This is a genomic window from Haloimpatiens myeolchijeotgali (genome assembly GCF_042688525.2).
Taxonomy (GTDB): domain Bacteria; phylum Bacillota; class Clostridia; order Clostridiales; family Clostridiaceae; genus Haloimpatiens.
The window spans coordinates 1,921,621-1,939,335 of the sequence record NZ_JBHWAB010000001.1; the positions used below are offsets into that span (position 1 = coordinate 1,921,621).

15 protein-coding genes and 1 other annotated feature are annotated in these 17,715 nt (G+C 27.7%); of the genes, 11 read left to right on the forward strand and 4 right to left on the reverse strand.

What is annotated here, in order from left to right; all coding sequences use genetic code 11:
- The first annotated feature begins 73 nt into the window (after positions 1 to 73).
- The 9 genes from ACFIJ5_RS08585 (at position 74) to brnQ (ending at position 11,377) form a co-directional block, all read left to right on the forward strand.
- Positions 74 to 1,756: a cell wall-binding repeat-containing protein gene (locus ACFIJ5_RS08585; protein ID WP_379806050.1), complete on the forward strand. Its 1,683-nt coding sequence runs from the start codon at positions 74 to 76 to the stop codon at positions 1,754 to 1,756.
- Between the two features lie 129 nt (positions 1,757 to 1,885).
- Positions 1,886 to 4,123 (forward strand): methyl-accepting chemotaxis protein, encoded by a 2,238-nt coding sequence (locus ACFIJ5_RS08590; protein ID WP_379806052.1) that lies wholly within the window; start codon positions 1,886 to 1,888, stop codon positions 4,121 to 4,123.
- Positions 4,124 to 4,174: 51 nt separating this feature from the next.
- Complete coding sequence (locus tag ACFIJ5_RS08595) at positions 4,175 to 5,059, forward strand: fumarylacetoacetate hydrolase family protein (protein WP_379806055.1); 885 nt, start codon at positions 4,175 to 4,177, stop codon at positions 5,057 to 5,059.
- 331 nt (positions 5,060 to 5,390) lie between these two features.
- Positions 5,391 to 5,594, forward strand: coding sequence for a helix-turn-helix transcriptional regulator (locus ACFIJ5_RS08600; protein WP_379809576.1), 204 nt, complete (start codon positions 5,391 to 5,393; stop codon positions 5,592 to 5,594).
- 83 nt (positions 5,595 to 5,677) lie between these two features.
- Positions 5,678 to 6,394, forward strand: a complete 717-nt coding sequence (locus ACFIJ5_RS08605) for a LytR/AlgR family response regulator transcription factor (RefSeq protein WP_379806057.1) — start codon at positions 5,678 to 5,680, stop codon at positions 6,392 to 6,394.
- Positions 6,394 to 7,749: a sensor histidine kinase gene (locus ACFIJ5_RS08610; protein WP_379806059.1), complete on the forward strand. Its 1,356-nt coding sequence runs from the start codon at positions 6,394 to 6,396 to the stop codon at positions 7,747 to 7,749. Before ACFIJ5_RS08605 ends, ACFIJ5_RS08610 begins: the two co-directional genes overlap by 1 nt.
- Positions 7,750 to 7,920: 171 nt before the next feature.
- Entirely contained in the window at positions 7,921 to 8,844 is a 924-nt protein-coding gene (locus tag ACFIJ5_RS08615; RefSeq protein ID WP_379806061.1) for an ABC transporter ATP-binding protein, read from the forward strand.
- Positions 8,837 to 9,580 carry an ABC transporter permease gene (locus ACFIJ5_RS08620; protein WP_379806064.1) on the forward strand — a complete coding sequence of 248 codons (744 nt, stop codon included), beginning with the start codon at positions 8,837 to 8,839 and terminating at the stop codon, positions 9,578 to 9,580. Before ACFIJ5_RS08615 ends, ACFIJ5_RS08620 begins: the two co-directional genes overlap by 8 nt.
- Positions 9,581 to 9,706: 126 nt before the next feature.
- Positions 9,707 to 9,968, forward strand: a binding site (T-box leader).
- A gap of 65 nt (positions 9,969 to 10,033) precedes the next feature.
- Complete coding sequence (brnQ, locus tag ACFIJ5_RS08625) at positions 10,034 to 11,377, forward strand: branched-chain amino acid transport system II carrier protein (RefSeq protein ID WP_379806066.1); 1,344 nt, start codon at positions 10,034 to 10,036, stop codon at positions 11,375 to 11,377.
- Positions 11,378 to 11,603: 226 nt separating this feature from the next.
- On the opposite strand, the gene ACFIJ5_RS08630 is transcribed toward brnQ, so the two are convergent.
- The 4 genes from ACFIJ5_RS08630 to ACFIJ5_RS08645 all read right to left on the reverse strand — a co-directional run bounded on the left by ACFIJ5_RS08630 (position 11,604) and on the right by ACFIJ5_RS08645 (position 15,334).
- Positions 11,604 to 11,954, reverse strand: coding sequence for a hypothetical protein (locus ACFIJ5_RS08630; RefSeq protein WP_379806068.1), 351 nt, complete (start codon positions 11,952 to 11,954; stop codon positions 11,604 to 11,606).
- Positions 11,955 to 11,968: 14 nt separating this feature from the next.
- A complete protein-coding gene (locus tag ACFIJ5_RS08635; RefSeq protein ID WP_379806070.1) occupies positions 11,969 to 12,961 on the reverse strand; it encodes a DMT family transporter in 993 nt (330 codons plus the stop codon).
- Positions 12,962 to 13,347: 386 nt separating this feature from the next.
- Positions 13,348 to 13,908 (reverse strand): sugar O-acetyltransferase, encoded by a 561-nt coding sequence (locus ACFIJ5_RS08640; RefSeq protein WP_379806072.1) that lies wholly within the window; start codon positions 13,906 to 13,908, stop codon positions 13,348 to 13,350.
- 322 nt (positions 13,909 to 14,230) lie between these two features.
- On the reverse strand, positions 14,231 to 15,334 hold the full coding sequence (locus ACFIJ5_RS08645) for a DEAD/DEAH box helicase (RefSeq protein ID WP_379806074.1): 1,104 nt from the start codon (positions 15,332 to 15,334) through the stop codon (positions 14,231 to 14,233).
- Positions 15,335 to 15,966: 632 nt separating this feature from the next.
- On the opposite strand from ACFIJ5_RS08645, the gene ACFIJ5_RS08650 reads away from it, so the two are divergent.
- Positions 15,967 to 16,164 carry a cold shock domain-containing protein gene (locus tag ACFIJ5_RS08650; protein WP_379806076.1) on the forward strand — a complete coding sequence of 66 codons (198 nt, stop codon included), beginning with the start codon at positions 15,967 to 15,969 and terminating at the stop codon, positions 16,162 to 16,164.
- A 366-nt stretch (positions 16,165 to 16,530) separates the two neighbouring features.
- Positions 16,531 to 17,637, forward strand: coding sequence for a helix-turn-helix domain-containing protein (locus ACFIJ5_RS08655; protein ID WP_379806078.1), 1,107 nt, complete (start codon positions 16,531 to 16,533; stop codon positions 17,635 to 17,637).
- Positions 17,638 to 17,715: the final 78 nt, after the last annotated feature.

The following is a 17,715-nucleotide window of genomic DNA, read 5'->3' on the forward strand; positions in this document are numbered from 1 at the left end:
AATATTGCATTGATTTATGATATTATATGTCATACACAATATTTATTATGATATATATGAGAGGTGATGGAAAGTGAGACGATTTAGTACTGTTATGGTTTTAGCTGTTTTTTTACTAGTATTGAAAACAACCATTGTACAAGCAGTAGCCAATGAGGTAAGATTGGGTGGTATAAATAGATATGAAACTTCTATAGAAGTTAGTGTAAATCATTGGAGTCAAAGTGATAATGTAATATTAGTATCAGGTAGAGATTTTCCAGATGCCTTAAGTGCTTCACCTTTAAGCAAAAAATATGATGCTCCTATATTGCTAACAGAGAAACAAGACATACCGTCTAATATATTAAATGAAATAAAGAGATTAAAAGCCAAAAATGTATATATAATAGGAGGAACTGGAGTTGTTGATATTAATGTAGAAAATATGTTAAAAAATATAGGTATTAATGTTATTAGAATAGCTGGAAAAGATAGATATGAGACAAGTATAGAGGTTGCAAAAATGATAGGTAATGTGGACAATGTTGTTATTGCATCAGGGCAGAGCTTCCCAGATGCGCTATCTATAGCATCTATAGCAGCGGCAAAGCAGATTCCTATATTATTAACAGGTAAAAATAGTTTACCTACAGATACTTTAAGATTTATGAATGATAATAATATAAATCAAGGGTATATAGTAGGGGGAACGGGCGTAGTTTCAACTGATATATCAAATAAGTTAAAAGGGTTTAAAAGGTTAGCTGGAAAAGATAGATTTGCAACTAATTTAGCTGTAATCACTGAATTTATAAATGATTTAGATTATGGTAATGTATTTATTGCAACGGCTTCTGATTATCCAGATGCATTATCAGGTTCTGGTGGTGCAGCAAAAATTAACTCACCTATATTTCTTACCAATGGCATTACACAAATCAAAAATTCTAATTTCTTAGAAAAGCTTAAGACTACAGAAAACTTAAAAGTGCTAGGTTCATCAGGCGTTGTATCGAAAACAGCAGTTCAAAGGTTAGTACTTAATGTATATTCAAACAATGTATTTGAATTTAAAGAATATAGTAATACTTTACAATATTATATTAATAGACAATTTACTGAAGGGTTTAATGTAGACTATGGCAGAGGAGAAGTTACACTAGAAAAATTAGCTTATTACATGAATCCTTCTAATTTTGAAAATCATGACCAAGGTAAATACATGTTTTTAAGACTTAATTATAGAGATGGTATTAGTTTAAATGACTTAGACAAAATTTTAAGTACTAAGGGAATATTAAAAAATAGAGGACAAGTTTATATGACAGCTGGACAAAAGCATAATGTAAACCCAATTTATTTAGTAGCTCATTCGCTTCTTGAAACAGGAAACGGTACATCTAACTTAGCTAATGGAATATTAGTTTCCTCTGTAGATGGACAACCTGTTCAACCGAAAGTTGTATATAATGTATATGCTGCGGGGGCTTATGATGCCAATGCTGATAAATATGGAGCAGAGTTTGCTTATAAAAATGGATGGTTTACAGTGAATGATGCAATAATTGGGGGAGCAGAATTCATTTCAAAAGGATATATAAATTCATATAGACAGCAAGATACTTTGTATAAAATGAAGTGGGATTTAGCTAATGTTTGGCATGAATATGCTACAGATATAGGTTGGGCATATAAGCAAACCTATATAATAAAACAAGTGGTTGAACAAACAGAAAATTCAGTGCTTTATTTTGAGATACCTGTGTTTAAGTAAAATGAATAAATAATATAATTAGGTAAATGATTTTTAAATAAAGTAGGAGGGATATAAGTATTTCCCTCCTATTTGTTTTAAGAATACATCAGAAATAAAATGAAATTCATGGTATAATATGGTTAATAGATGCTAGGTATAAAGCAATTTGCAATAACAAATATAGATAGTTTAGATACTAAAAATATTAATAGAACTAATAAAGTTAAGAAATTAGATAAAAGGTTTAAAAAATTACAAAGACAATGTTCAAGAAAGTATTTATTAAATAAAAAAGGAGGCTTTAATTTGAAAAGAAAGATTCGTACAAAAATAGTTTCTGTTATAGTGTTATGTTCAGTTATAGTATCATCTATAGTAGGTATTACAAGTATTGTAAAATCTACAGGTATTATTAAAACAGAAGCTAAAGACAAGCTATTAAATATAGCTTCAAGTATAGGAAATGAATTTAGTATACAAACTGAGAAGGCTAAAAATACAGTTGAAGAATTATCAGGAATAGTACTAAGTAGTATAGATATTTCAAAGGTTAAAGATGACAATTACTTAGATAATTATGAAAAAGAATTAGGAAGTATAGTTAAAAGTTTAGGAGATACTAATAAGGACATAGTGGGGTTATATATAAATTTTGATCCTAAATTTACAAGTGGAAATAGAAGCTTTGATATATCCTACAGAAGAGAAGAAAATGATATACATATTAATGCAAATAAATTAGAAGATTATAAAGAAGAAAATGAAAATTTTTCTTGGTATTATAATCCTATAAAATCTAAAAAAGGAGTATGGTCTAAAATTTATGTAGATGAAAATAGAAAGATAAGTATGATATCATATACTATGCCTGTGTATTGTAATGATGAATTAGTTGGAGTAGCAGGTGTAGATATTTCATTTGAAAGATTAAAAAAATTAGTATTATCAACAAAGATATATGATACTGGTAGTGTTTTTTTATTAAGTAATGATTATACTTTTTTAGTTGACAAAAATAAAACATCTAAAGATAATTTTAGTACTATAGATAATGGAAAATATAAACATATAACAGATGAAATGGGAAATAAAAAATCATCGATTATAGAATGTAATTATGAAGGAAAACAAACTTTAATTGGATATTATACAATGGACAATGGTCAAATTATAGGAGTTAATGTACCAAATGTAGAAGTTTTTAAAAATTTAAATAAAGTGGTATATATTATTGTCTTTGTTATATTTATAGGTGTAGTAGTATCAATATTAATTGCACTTTGCATTAGTAAAAAAATATCTAATCCAATAGAAATTGCTACTAAATTCATAGAAAAAATGGGCAAATTAGATTTAACGTCAAGTAAAGAGAATATAAATATAATGATTTCAAGTAAAGATGAAATAGGTGTTATGGGAAATAGCTTAATATCACTTAGAGAAGAATTAATAAAAACTGTGGAAAGTTTAAAACAAGAATCAATTGAAATTTTGCAAAATTCCAATAATATTAATACGGATACAAAGGAAACATTAGCTTATATTGAAAATGTAGCAGCGAATACAGAGGAATTAGCAGCAGGATTGGAGGAAACATCAGCATCATCAGAGGAAATGAGTGCTAGTGCCCAGGAAATTGAAAAAGCTGTACAACTAATAGCTAATAAATCACAAAATGGTGCAGCAAAAGTACTAAAAATTAGTAAAAGAGCAGTGGATAGCAAAAAACAGGTTGCTGAATCACAGAAGAAAGCTATTAATGTTTTATCAGTAACAAAAGAGGAGCTTAAAAAAGCTATTGAAAATTCAAAAATAGTGGAACAAATAGATATTCTATCTAAAGCTATAATGCAAATAACGGAACAAACTAATTTAATTTCTTTAAATGCAGCAATAGAAGCTGCAAGGGCAGGAGAAGCAGGTAGAGGTTTTGCTGTAGTAGCTGAAGAAGTTAGAAAACTTGCTGAACAGTCTAAAAATACTGTGATTGAAATACAAAATACTACTGCTAAAGTTACAGAATCAGTTGATGAACTTGCTAGTAGTTCAAATGAATTGCTTCAATTTGTGGATACTGATGTATATAATGATTATAAAAATATGTTTAATGTTATAGATAAATATAGCGAAGATGCAGAATTCGTGGACAGTCTTGTTACAGAGTTTAGTTCAACTTCAGAAGAATTGTTAGCTACAACACGAGATGTGTTAAAAGTTATTGAAGCAGTAGCAGAGGCGGCTAATGAAGGTGCTCAGGGAACAACAGATATTGCCCAAAAGGTAACAGATATAACTTCAAAATCTAGTCATATCTTAGAATTAACAAAAGAGTCAAAGAATAGTTCAGAAGTATTGGAAGAAAAGATTTCAAAGTTTAAGCTTTAGTAGATTATTAGGTATATGCAAATAACTATAAAACAAAGGAGGAAAAATATTATGAAATTTTTAACTTATAAGTATAACAATGAAGAAAAAATTGGTGTTGTTTCAAAAGATGGGAATAAGGTTATAGATTTGAGTACTGTATTGAAATTAAAAACAAATATATCCATGTTAGAATTTATTGATAACTATAAAATTGAATATGAAACTAAGATAAGAAAAAAAATAGAAGAAAATAAAGGTATTAAAATTGAAAAAATAGAATTGCAAGCACCTATTCCAGAACCTAGAAGGGGAATTATATGTTTAGGAAAAAATTATAAGGAACATGTAAAAGAAGTACCAAGTGCAATGGATTTAAAAGGTGGTATTCCAGAAAATCCAATTTATTTTTGTAAGCTTGTAGATAGGGCTGTCCCAGATGGGAAAAACATTTCATCTCATATAGATATAACAAAGGAGCTAGATTATGAGGTTGAATTAGCTATTATAATAGGAAAAGAAGGGAGAAACATAGCAAGAGACAAGGTAGAAGAATATATATTTGGATATACAATTTTAAATGATATATTAGCAAGAAATCTGCAAACTAAACATACTCAGTGGCTTGCAGGGAAGAGTTTAGATGGAACGTGTCCTATGGGCCCTTATATAGTACACAAAAGTAAAATCAAATTTCCTATAGAGTTAGATATTAAGTGTTATATTAATGGAGAATTACGTCAAAATTCTAATACAAAAGAAATGATTTTTGATATACCGTATATAATAAGTGAACTTTCTAAGGGTATTACGTTAAAACCAGGAGATATAATATCTACAGGTACTCCTTGTGGTGTAGGTATGGGATTCAAACCTGCAAAATTTTTAAATTCCGGAGATGAGGTTACTTGTATAATTGAGAATATTGGGAAAATGACAAATAAGGTTGAGGATTAATAAGAATTTTACATTTATAACTAGCTTATTGTGTTTATAGTAAGCTAGTTTTTGTTTTTATGTAAAATATACCTTGTTAACAGAAAGGTATATTTAACTGTCAACTGTCCTCTTTCAACTGTTAATTATTTCGTCAATATATAATTTCTCTTTGCTAGACAGTATTTTTTACTGGGAAAGTTGATTATAATTATAAACGGATAGAGGCGGTTATATGAAAAAAGTAATATTTTGAGAAAAAATGGAAAATAGGTTGACATTACAAAATTTGGACAGTACAATAGTTATGGAAAGCAAACTTTACATAGGTTTTAGAAAGGAGCAAACAAATGTGAAAAATAGGCTTCAAGAATTAAGAAAACAAATGGGAATTAGGCAAGAAGAATTAGCAGAAGCTTTAGAAGTATCAAGACAAACAATAGGTTCCATTGAAAATGGAAGATATAATCCATCTATTATTCTTGCTTTTAAAATTGCAAGATATTTTAAAAGGGACATCGAAGATATCTTTATCTATGAGGAGGAAGAAAAATAAAAAAGCTGAATTATATCATTGGGATATTGTATTGACAGGTATTTTTATATTTTAAATTTGACATTAAGCGAGGGTAAATAACAATGTTAGAAGTAATGATTTGTGAAGATAATAAAGTTCATAGAGCTAAGTTGAAGCAGCTTGTTGAGAATACTATTTTAAGAGAAAAATTAGATTTGAAGATAGCAATTTGTACAGAAAATCCTAAAGAAATCATAAATTATATAGAAAACAATAATAGGACAGGAATTTATCTTTTGGATGTAGATTTAAAGAATAATATAAATGGTATAAGGCTTGGTGAAAAGATTAGAGAATTAGATTCTTTTGGATATATAATTTTTACAACTACGCATTTAGAAATGAGCTATTTAGCGTTTAAATATAAAGTAGAGGCTATGGATTATGTAATTAAGGATGATGATGATTTTAAAGAAAGAGTAAATAGTTGTATTCTAAAATCCTATAATACTTATCACAAAGGAAGACATAAAGAAGATTACATCACCATAAATACAGATACAAGAGTAATAAATATTAGACCAAGTGATATTCTCTTTATTGAAACTACGGGTACTCCTCATAAAATAAGAATTCACGAAGAAAACAGGCAAATTGAATTATATGCTAATTTAAAGGATATACAAGAAAAACTTACTTCAAATTTTTATAGATGCCATAAATCATATATTGTAAATAAAGATAAAATTGAAGAGATAGACAAGAAATATAAAAAAGTAATTATGATAAATGGTGAAGAGTGTTATGTTTCTTTTAGGTATATGAGGGGGCTTTTATAATGATGAGTACATCTTTTTTTTATTTGCTTTTGAGTTACATGATTGTACCATCTATACTAATGAGTGTTTTGTGTTTTATTTCAATATATATTTTATATAAAAATATGCTAAGTGTAAGTGATCTAAAAAAATATTTTATTATTTCATTTGTAACTGGAATGGCGTTGTCCACTGGTTCATATACCATAATACTTCCAATACTTTCAATTATAACTATAGTACAATTAAGGAATGATGAAGATCAAAGTAAAATAAAAATATTGATAAGTATTTATAGTGTATATTTTGCAGATAAAATATATACTTTTATATATACATTTTCAGGTGCAAAATTATATGATATACCATTTAAACATACGCTAATTCAATTCATAATAATGCTATTTATTGTATCTGTAACATGTTTAGTAATAAAAAATATTCCTTCAAAGAGAAAAGTAAATAAAGAAATTTCATCATCACAAATAAGATTTAGAATGATTTTAATTATAAGTATATTACTAACTATAATTATAGCATCAATTTATATATTTACGTGTACATCAGTGATAGAGAAGGAAAAGACAGAATTTTTAATGGAAAATTTTGTTCCAGAGATTTTGCCACTGATATCAATTATTCTCATAAGTATTATAGTTTATTATTATGATAAAAGTGTTGAATATAGAGTAAAGTTACAGAGAGAAATTGAAGAAAAAAATGAAATAGAAGAATATTCTAATATTATTGAAGAAATGTATAGTGAAACAAGAAGATTTAAACATGATTATATAAATATGCTTTCACCACTTAAAGAATATATAGATAATGCAAATATAGAAGGGCTGCGTGAGTTTTTTTATGATAATGTTATTGATATGGACAAGAATATAAAGTGGAGTAATAGTAATATAGATAAGCTTAAATATATTAAAGTTGTTGGCTTAAAGGCAATACTATCAACAAAGCTTATAAAAGCAGCATCAATGAATATAGATATAAAAGTTGATATTGTTGAAGATATTGATTATGTATATATGAATATAATGGATTTGTGCAGAATAATAGGAATATTAATGGATAATGCCATTGAAGCGGCACAAGAATGTGAATATCCTAAAATATGTGTTGCTGTTGTAAATAAAAACGATTATGTAGTTATAGCAGTACATAATAATTTCTTTGGAGAAAAACCTCAAATTCATAAAATATATAAAGAAGGCTTTTCTACAAAAGGTAAGGACAGAGGAATAGGTTTGTATAATGTAAAAAACATTATAGATACAAATTACGATAACGTATTTTTAAATACATCTATTGAAGAAAATATGTTTATTCAGGAATTATGGATAAAATATATTGAAACGTCATCTTAAGGAGGCATCCTAATAAGGGTGTCTTTTTTCATAACTGTAAAACTTTATTTCATAACCGTAAAACTAAAGTTTCTTATGAATATGTAGATATTACTTAGGATGAAAGAAAGAGGAACAAGTATAATTTTGATAATATATAATCATACGATGAAGAAAAGGAGTTGATTATATATGAAACAGGAATGTTTACTAAGTACTCATAATCTTACTAAGAAATATAAAGGTAAAAAAGCAGTTGATAATCTTAATATAACTGTATATGAAGGAGATATTTATGGATTCTTGGGACCAAATGGAGCAGGGAAAAGTACAACCATAAAGAGTATTATGGGACTTATAAAACCTACTTCAGGTAAAGTTGTTATTAATGGATATGATGTAGAAAAAGATAGTGAAAAGGCTATTGAAAAGATAGGAGCTATGGTAGAGGCTCCAAGCTTTTATGGAGGATTATCAGGTTATAAAAATTTACTTCTTATGGCTAATTTATATAGTGTTCCTAAAAAAAGAGTAGATGAAGTACTTGAAATGGTGAGATTGACTGATGAAAGAAATAAGAAGGTGTGCAAATATTCTTTAGGAATGAAGCAAAGGCTTGGAATTGCAAGGGCTTTTTTAAATAATCCTAATATAGTTATATTGGATGAACCAACTAATGGATTAGATCCGCAGGGAATAAAGGAGATAAGAAAACTTATACAGGATTTATCAAAAAAATATCACATAACTTTTCTTATATCATCACATATATTAACTGAAATTCAGGCAGTATGTAATAGAATAGGAATTATAGAGAAAGGAAATCTTAAAGTTCAAGGATATGTTGATGAACTTTTAAATACAAATGAGGAAGTTATAGAAATTTATACAATAGAAAAGGAAAAAACCTCTCGTTTATTAAAAAGTATAAATACTTTCTGTAAAATTGAACGTTTTCAAGATGGTATAAGAGTTAGGATAGAAAAAGGTAATTTTCAAAGTATCAATAAACTTTTAGTTTCTAATGATGTTGATGTTAAAAATTTACAGTGCAAAGAAACTTCATTAGAGGATTATTTTTTCAATGTAATGGAAGGAGATAAAAAACATGCTTAAGGTTTTGAAAAATGAAATTATAAAAATGTTTAACGGTAAAAAATTTTATGTATTATCAACTGTTGTAATCATGAGTATAGTTATTATGGCAGTTATGGGAATCTCTGATGCAAAATCAGAAATAACTGCAGAGAACTTTTTAGTTAGAACTCTTTTTGGAATGTTAATGAAACCAATAGTACCAATGTTCATGGTGTTAGTAATCTCAGAAACATTAACAGAAGATTATACTCATGGAACTATGAAATTTTCATTAATGACACCTATAAAAAAGAGTGATTTTATAATAGGTAAGCTTTTGTTCATAGCTTTATATGCATTAATATTTTTAATTATCTCTTTTGTTGGAAGTTATATCGTAGGTGCTATTGTTTTTGGATTGGGAAGCAAAGGAGAATTGTTAAATAACTTTATTTATAATGTAAAAGTTTATGCTAGCGTAACATTACCTTTATTATCTTTTAGTTCAGTTATAAGTTTTATTGCATTGCTTATTAATAATAGTGGTGCAGTTATAGGATTAGGAATTGGAATTGATGTTATTATGATGATGATAGATTCACAGATGAAAAATGTAATGTATTTTACTTTTTCTGGAGGAATGTATGCATATGAGGTTATTACTAAATTAGATACTCACAGTATTTTAAATTTTTCACTAACTGCGTGTATATATATATGCTTGAGTTTGTTACTTAGCATGTTTGCAATTGAAAAGAAGGACATAGTGTTGTAGGGTTATAAACATTGAATTCTTAGTTTAAACATCTAATTTTGTATAATTGTTTATTTTTATCCAAAAAAAATTAATATAGGTATTGACAGAAAATAAATATCGGTATATTATATATACAAAATTAAAATAAATTCTATGAAGAGAAAAAGTAAGTAATATTTTGTTCTACAGAGAGTTGGCATTTTGCTGTAAGCCAATGTTCAAGATATAACTGAAAATCATCTCTGAGAAGCAAAACTGAAGATATTTTAGTAAGTTTTGCCGGAGTCTTTCACCGTTAAAAGATAAGCGTATTGATAGATACGTAACTAAGAGCTATAGAAGGTTTATTTATTATAAACTGATTTTATAGAATTAGGGTGGTAACGCGGTTTATCCCGTCCCTTGTTTTCAAGGGACGGGTTTTTTGTTTTAACAAAAGAGTATAGACATTAAATAAGGGGGACATTTGAAATGAAAAATTTATCAAAAAAAGATTTATTACTTGTAGGATTAATGCTATTTTCACTATTTTTCGGGGCAGGAAATTTAATATTTCCCCCATTTTTGGGGCAATCAGCGGGTACAAAAGTTTGGGTAGCAATGGCCACGTTTTTTATAACAGCAGTTGGATTTCCAATTTTGGGAGTAATTTCAGTTGCTAAATCTGGGGGATTAGCTAAGTTAGCTAAAAGAGTTAATCCTGTGTTCGCAGGAATCTTTACAGTTCTAATATATTTATCAATAGGTCCTTGTCTAGGTATTCCAAGAGCAGGAAGTTTACCTTTTGAAATGGTAGTAGCACCGTATTTACCACAAGGTATATCAAAAACTTTAGCAATGCTATTATTTACATTTATATTTTTTAGTATAGCGTACTGGCTTTCATTATCACCAACTAAGTTAGTAGATCGTATGGGTAAGGTATTAACACCTTCTTTGCTAATTTTAATTTTAGTTATGTTTATTGGATCTTTATTTAAACCATTAGGTAGTTATGGTGCAGCAAGCGGAGAATATATGACTTCACCACTTGTTAAAGGATTCTTAGAAGGATATTTAACAATGGATACAATAGCTGCTCTAAACTTTGGAATAGTTATTGCATTAGCAATAAAATCTAAAGGAGTAAAGGATGAAAAAGTTGTAGTTTCCACAACAATAAAAGCTGGAATAATAGCAGGATCTTTATTAATACTTATTTATTCAATGCTTGCACATTTAGGATCAACTTGTGGTGGTAGATTTGGAAGCACTGCAAATGGAGCACAAACGTTAACTAATGTTACTACGTACATATTTGGAAAACCAGGAGCTGTACTTTTAGCAGTTATATTTACTTTAGCTTGTTTAACAACTAGTGTTGGTCTTATAACTTCATGTAGCCAATATTTTACTACATTAACTGATAAGATGTCATATAAAAGTTGGGTTAGAATTTTAGCTCTTTCTAGTATGATTCTTGCTAATATGGGATTAACAAAAATTCTTGCAATATCAGTGCCAGTACTAAATGCAATTTATCCAATGGCAATAATGCTTATAGTACTTGCGATGTTAGATAATTTATTTAAAGAAAGTTCAATAGTTTATAGCTTGACAATACTATTTACTGGAGTTGTAAGTATAGTTGATTCATTAGGACAAGTAGGAATAAAATTAGGATTTGTTACAAATTTATGTAGTGAATTACCTCTTTACGCAGAAGGCTTGGGTTGGGTAGCTCCAGCAGTATTTGGAATGCTTCTAGGAATATCTGTTAAAATTATAAAAGAGAAATTAGTAAATAATAAAGCTTTTGAAAATGCTAATGTATAATAAAGGTATACTTTATAATTAAATTTATAATTTCTACTTTATATAAGATAAAAAACGTATATTGTGTAAAAAACATTTGGATAAGATTTAGAAAATTGTATATAGAAGAAAAGTTTTTTATATAATATGTACCTTTGTTTTATAAGAGTTGATAATAAAATGTTAAATGCGTTGGCAATAGAATTTAGGTTCTAAAGCCAACGCATTTAACAATAAAATAAATTTTTTAATTGCTGTGATTTAGTAAGGCACTAGCTTGTCCTTTAAAAGGAAGCCATTCCTTGTAGCTTTCAGCAGTATTAGGTATAAATTTCATTCTATTAAAGCCTTCACGAGTTGATTTATATTCAGATATTAATTGATTTTTATTTTCATAAATATTAGTTTCCTTAATTAATCCTACACATTTTAATGCTAGAATATGTTTTTTTATAGTTTTAGGACAACATTGTTTTTCATTACCATATTCTAAATTAATCAGATTTATAATTTCACATGTATTTATTATTTTAAGTTGAATACTTTTTTCGCAAATTAATTGAAGTATTCTAAACTTCATAGGTAGTTTCATTTTCATAGTTATTACTCCTTTTATTCTTTATATTCTCTTAATCTTAACATTTCTTTTGGGTTTCCTGAAACTAAAACTGCTCCAAAGACGATTACACCACAGCCAATTATTAAATTTATAGAAGGTACAACACCTTGAACTGCCCATTCTAATAGGATAACCCAGATAGGATAAGTTATATTAAGGGCCATAGCTCTTCCCACTCCAGTCATACTTAAACCAAGATACCAACTTATAAAAGATGTACTACACAATAAACCTAAGAATATAAACAATATTATATTAGAACTTGTAAAAGAACTAAAAAATATGTTAAATCCTTTTATAAATGGAATAACAAAAACTAAATACATAAGAAAAGAAGTTGTTTGTCTAACTAAAATGGCTATTTCAGGATCTATAATGTCCATAGCATAGGCACCAAAAACTCCTTCTAAGCCCCATCCTAATGCAGCAATAAAAGCAAATATTATTCCTAAATAGAACTTAGGATATAATGCAGTAGTGGGTGATACATATCCTGTAGCTACTGATCCTAGGATACATAGTAAAATTCCTATTAAAGTTCTTTTGTTTAGCTTTTCTTTGAGGAATATTACGGCTAAAGCTGTTCCTATTGCAGGATAACTAGAGGTTATAACTGCTGTATAAGAAGGTCCTGACATATTGATTCCCAGTAAATATCCCGACATTGCCATTGGTCCACTACAAAAGGCGCAAACCACAATGATTGCTCCTACTTTGCTAAATAAGCATCTACCAAACTCTCTAATTTTACCATTATAAATATTGTAAATTAAAATAAAAATAGACGAAAACCCTGTATGTATTGAAGCGGCTATAAGAGATGCTTCAATAGCAAAGTTTTTATTGTTAAAGGGATACCTGGTTAATAAATATCCAAGTACAACAGCATCTATTCCCCAAGTTATTCCAGAAATTAAACAGCTAACTATACCACTTTTAGCATAATGTAAATCTCTGTTTAATGTTAAACTTGCTATATTTTTCAAAATTGATCATTCCTTTCATATATGTAAGGCAAGTTGTTTTTTATACGAAAATTTAGTTACTTATTAACTCAATTTTCGCAGATGAAAAATAGCCGCTACGGGAAATGATATTTTGCTTAGAAACTATTCACTTCAGTAACAAGTTCTAAACTTTACTCATATTGAAAAAAGATTTTTTAATTAATATTCCGTAGGAATCAGTAATTAAAAAATAACTTTTTTCAAATTCGTAAAGCTAAGAACTTGTAAACTTTGTTCAAATGTTTCTTACGCAAAATATCATTTCCCTTCGCTAAGCAGTATTTTTTTACTGCGAAAGTTGAGTTAATAATAAAACTAATCAAGGTTTTCACAATAAAACTATGTGAAAGTCTTGATTAGTTTTATTACTTAGTATCAATAGTTCTTAATATTCTACAAGGATTTCCAACAGCTACAACATTAGCTGGAATATCTTTTGTAACTACGCTGCCAGAACCTATTACGCTATTATCTCCAATAGTTACTCCAGGATTTATTATAGCTCCACAACCTATCCATACGTTATTTCCGATAGTTACAGCTTTGGTATAATCGGCATTTTTAGGTCTTAATTCAGGATCTACTAAATGAGTTGCAGTAATTATACTTACATTAGGGCCAATTAATACGTCATCTCCAATTTTCACAAGACCATCATCTAAAACTAAAAAATTGAAATTTGCATAGAAGCTTTCACCAATTTCAATGTTAGTACCATAGTCACAATGGAAAGGAGGTTCTATTTCAAAATTGTCTCCTATTTTTCCAAATAATTTTTTGAGAATATTTATTCTTTGTTCTGTTGCTTCAGGGTCTGTACTATTATATGCTTTTGTAAGATGTCTAGCTTTATTTCTTAAAAGTATTAAACCTTCATCATAAGCATTATAGATTTCACCATTTAGCATCTTTTGTTTTTGATTCATTTTATACACTCCTCACTTGATTCGCACGTGAGTTATTATAGCATAGAGTTATAAATAATATGGCTAAACACTTCATAAAGTTTAATATAGAAAGTAAAATGTTTAGAAATTGAACCATGTGCCATATTATTAAATCACAGAGTATGTTAGATATAATAAGTACATAATACAAGAATTTGAGAGAAAATTATTGTAGAAATTTTAAATAATATAAGGGGACGGTTCATTTTTTAGCTTTAATTTTAAGCAAAAAATAATGAATCGTCCCCGTTTTTGTGGTTTTTGTGGTTTTTTCGTCACTTTTTATAGTATTTAGAATGTATTAGTATTTTCTAGGAATTTTAAATTTGATTCCTTTTTCTATTAAATTTAAAGTGTGTTCATCTTTTGGTGCTGCAAATAAGAAAGTAGATCCTTTTTCACCAGCTCTTCCAGTTCTACCTATTCTATGTATATAGCTTTCAGCATTTTCAGGAATATCGTAGTTAAAAACATGAGTAACACCAGTTATGTCAAGCCCTCTAGCTGCTACATCAGTAGCTATCAAATACTGAATTTCTAATTTCTTGAATGATTTCATTATTCTTTCACGTTTTGATTGAGTTATACCACCATGCAGCTTTTCACAGTTATAACCTTTTTGATGAAGAGCTTCTTCAAGTTTATCAACTCTTCTTTTGGTTCTACAAAAGATAATGGCCATAAATGGATTCTCTTCATCTAAAATTTTACATAAGTCTTCTTGTTTTCTTCTATCAGTTGTTTCTATTAGAACTTGTTTGATATTTTTAAGAGTTATTTCTTCTTTTTCTATTATTACTAGTTTAGGATCACGCATATTTTTATAAGCTAATTTTTTAACTTCAGAGTTAATTGTTGCTGAAAAACATAAAGTCTGACGATTTTTTGGAGTATGACTTATAATAGAACGAACTTCATTTTTAAATCCCATAAGAAGCATTTGGTCAGCCTCATCTAATACCAATGTTTTTAAATTATTAAGATTGATTGTTTTTCTATTAAGATGATCTAAAAGTCTACCAGGAGTTGCAATTACTAAATGAATATTTCCTTTAAGTTTTTTTAATTGTGATTTTATATCTTTTCCACCATATGCAGCTAAAATATTTAAATCTTTAGCTTTTTTTAATTTCACAGCTTCTTGAGTTATTTGTATAGCAAGTTCTCTTGTTGGAGTTACTATTAAACCTTGAATTGTGTTTACAGCGGGAGACATATTTTCAAACATTGGAAGTAAAAATGCAAGTGTTTTTCCAGTTCCAGTTTGAGATTCTGCTATAATATCATTACCATTATTTATTAATGTAATACTTTGTTCTTGAATTGGTGTTGGTTCACTTATTCTTTGAGTTTTAAGTACATTTAATATGTTATCACTAAGACCTAATTTTTTAAATTTTATCATAATAATTTACCTTTCAATTTTAAAATATATTTTTTATACAAACCAGCTCTAAGTATATCATACTTTTAGTATAATAAAAATAAATATGAAGTATACCATATTGTACGATTAATTTATGAAGTGATATTCATTGAAATGATATTGTTTCTATTATAGATTTAACTTTCTTATTGATAAAGTTGTATTAAATTATAACTCAACTTTCGCAGGTGAAAAATAGCCGCTGCGGGAAATGATATCTTGCTTAGAAACCTTTCACTTCAGTAACAAGTTCTAAGCTTTACTCATATTGAAAAAATAACTTTTTTCAAATTCGTAAAGCTAAGAACTTGTAAACTTTGTTCAAATGTTTCTTACGCAAGATATCATTTTCCTTCGCTAAGTAGTGTTTTTTTACTGCGAAAGTTGAAATTATAATAAATTATAATAAAAATCAAAAAAACACTTGCATTATTTTTAATAAGGTGTATACTAATAGAGTACCTTGATTCAAAAGTGAGATAATTTATTATATGAACATGTTTCGAATTGTATATAATTAAGTGTAACTTAAATACATAGATTTCGAGGTTTTTATTGATGATTTATTTTTTCAAAGGATCAAAGGAATAAAATTTCGGAGGTAATATAATATGACAGGAACAGTTAAATGGTTTAATAGTGAAAAAGGATTTGGATTCATTACTACAGAAGAGGGAAAAGACGTATTTGCTCATTTCTCACAAATCAATAAAGATGGATTCAAAACTTTAGAAGAAGGCGAAAAAGTATCTTTCGACGTTGTTGAAGGTGCTAAAGGTCCTCAAGCTGAAAACATTACAACAATCTAATTTTATTAGATTAGAAAACCTGAAGATTTATCTTCAGGTTTTTATTTTTTATTATTTATTAAGGAGATTATAAATTTTTTTTAAAAAATTAATAGTCTAAAATCAAGTGATTTTAGTGGAAGATAAGTTTATATGGAATTGTACTATGTAAATTTATAATTTTTACTTTGCTAATTGTAATCCCCACATAACTTAATTTTTATAAATATAAGAATTATGTTATGTGGGGATTTAATATATAAATTTAATTTAACCTACAGTTAAGTTTTTGATATAATATTCAACTATGTATCCATTGGTATAAATGCAGGATTAAGGTATACTAAGTGCATAGGGCCCTATAGTAAAACTACGGAGGGATAAAGTATGAATAAATTATCAATAGGTGAAGTTATTTTTAAATTAAGAAAAGAAAAAGGAATTACTCAAGATCAATTAGGAAAATTTATTGGAGTGTCTACAGCAGCAGTATCAAAGTGGGAAAGTGGAATTTCTTACCCAGATATAACCCTCTTACCTGTTCTTGCAACTTTCTTTAATGTTTCTATAGATGAGTTATTAAATTTTAAAATTGAGCTTTCAGATGAAGAAGTTATGAAAATATTTGGTGAATGTGAGGCTATATTTAGTAGTGGTGATTTGGATAAAGCAATAGACAAGAGTAAAGAGTACATATTAAAGTATCCAGTAACCTATTATTTAAAGCTTAGAATAGGTTCATTATTTACTATGTATTCATGGAAAAGTAATAGTGAGAAAAAATCTATGGATATGATAGGGTATTCTATTGAATTATTTGAAGATGTAGCTAAAAATTGTACAAAAACAAAAGTTACAGAACAAGCATTATTTCAATTAGGTGCTCTTTATCCATCAATTGGAGAAGAAGATAAGGCCATAGAGGTATTAAATAAAATTCATAAAAGTGAACTTGATCCTAATCTTTTACTTGCAAATATACACATTAAAAAGAATGAATTGAAAAAAGCTAGAGAAATACTTCAAAGTGAATTGTATAAAGATATAAGTTATATAACTTTTGCATGTATGGGATTAGCTAATTCCTACACTAAAGATGAGAAAAATTTAAGTATGGTAGAGAATTATTACAACTTGTCTATTAATATTAAAAAAGTTTTTTATCCTAAATGTAAAGCAGCATTACCTCTATCAACAGAGTATTTGAATTTTGCTCAAATTTATTTAAAATTTAATGAAAAGGAAAAGGCAGTGGATATGCTTAAGAAAATGTTAGAGGATATAAAAAATAATGATATTAATAAACCAACTGAATTTAGCTCTACTTGGTGTTTTAATGAGATTCCACAGGGAAAACGTACAATAACAATGAATTTATATGAAAATATATTTAATATTTTTCAGCAACCAGAGTTTGATTTGATTAGGAAAAATGAAGATTTTATAGGAATTATAAATGATTTAAAAACTTTGGAGAAAAAATCAGTGCATTAAGGTTTGCATTATTTATTATTAATTCAACTTTCGCAGATGAAATACAGTCGCTGCGGGAAATGATATCTTGCTCAGAAA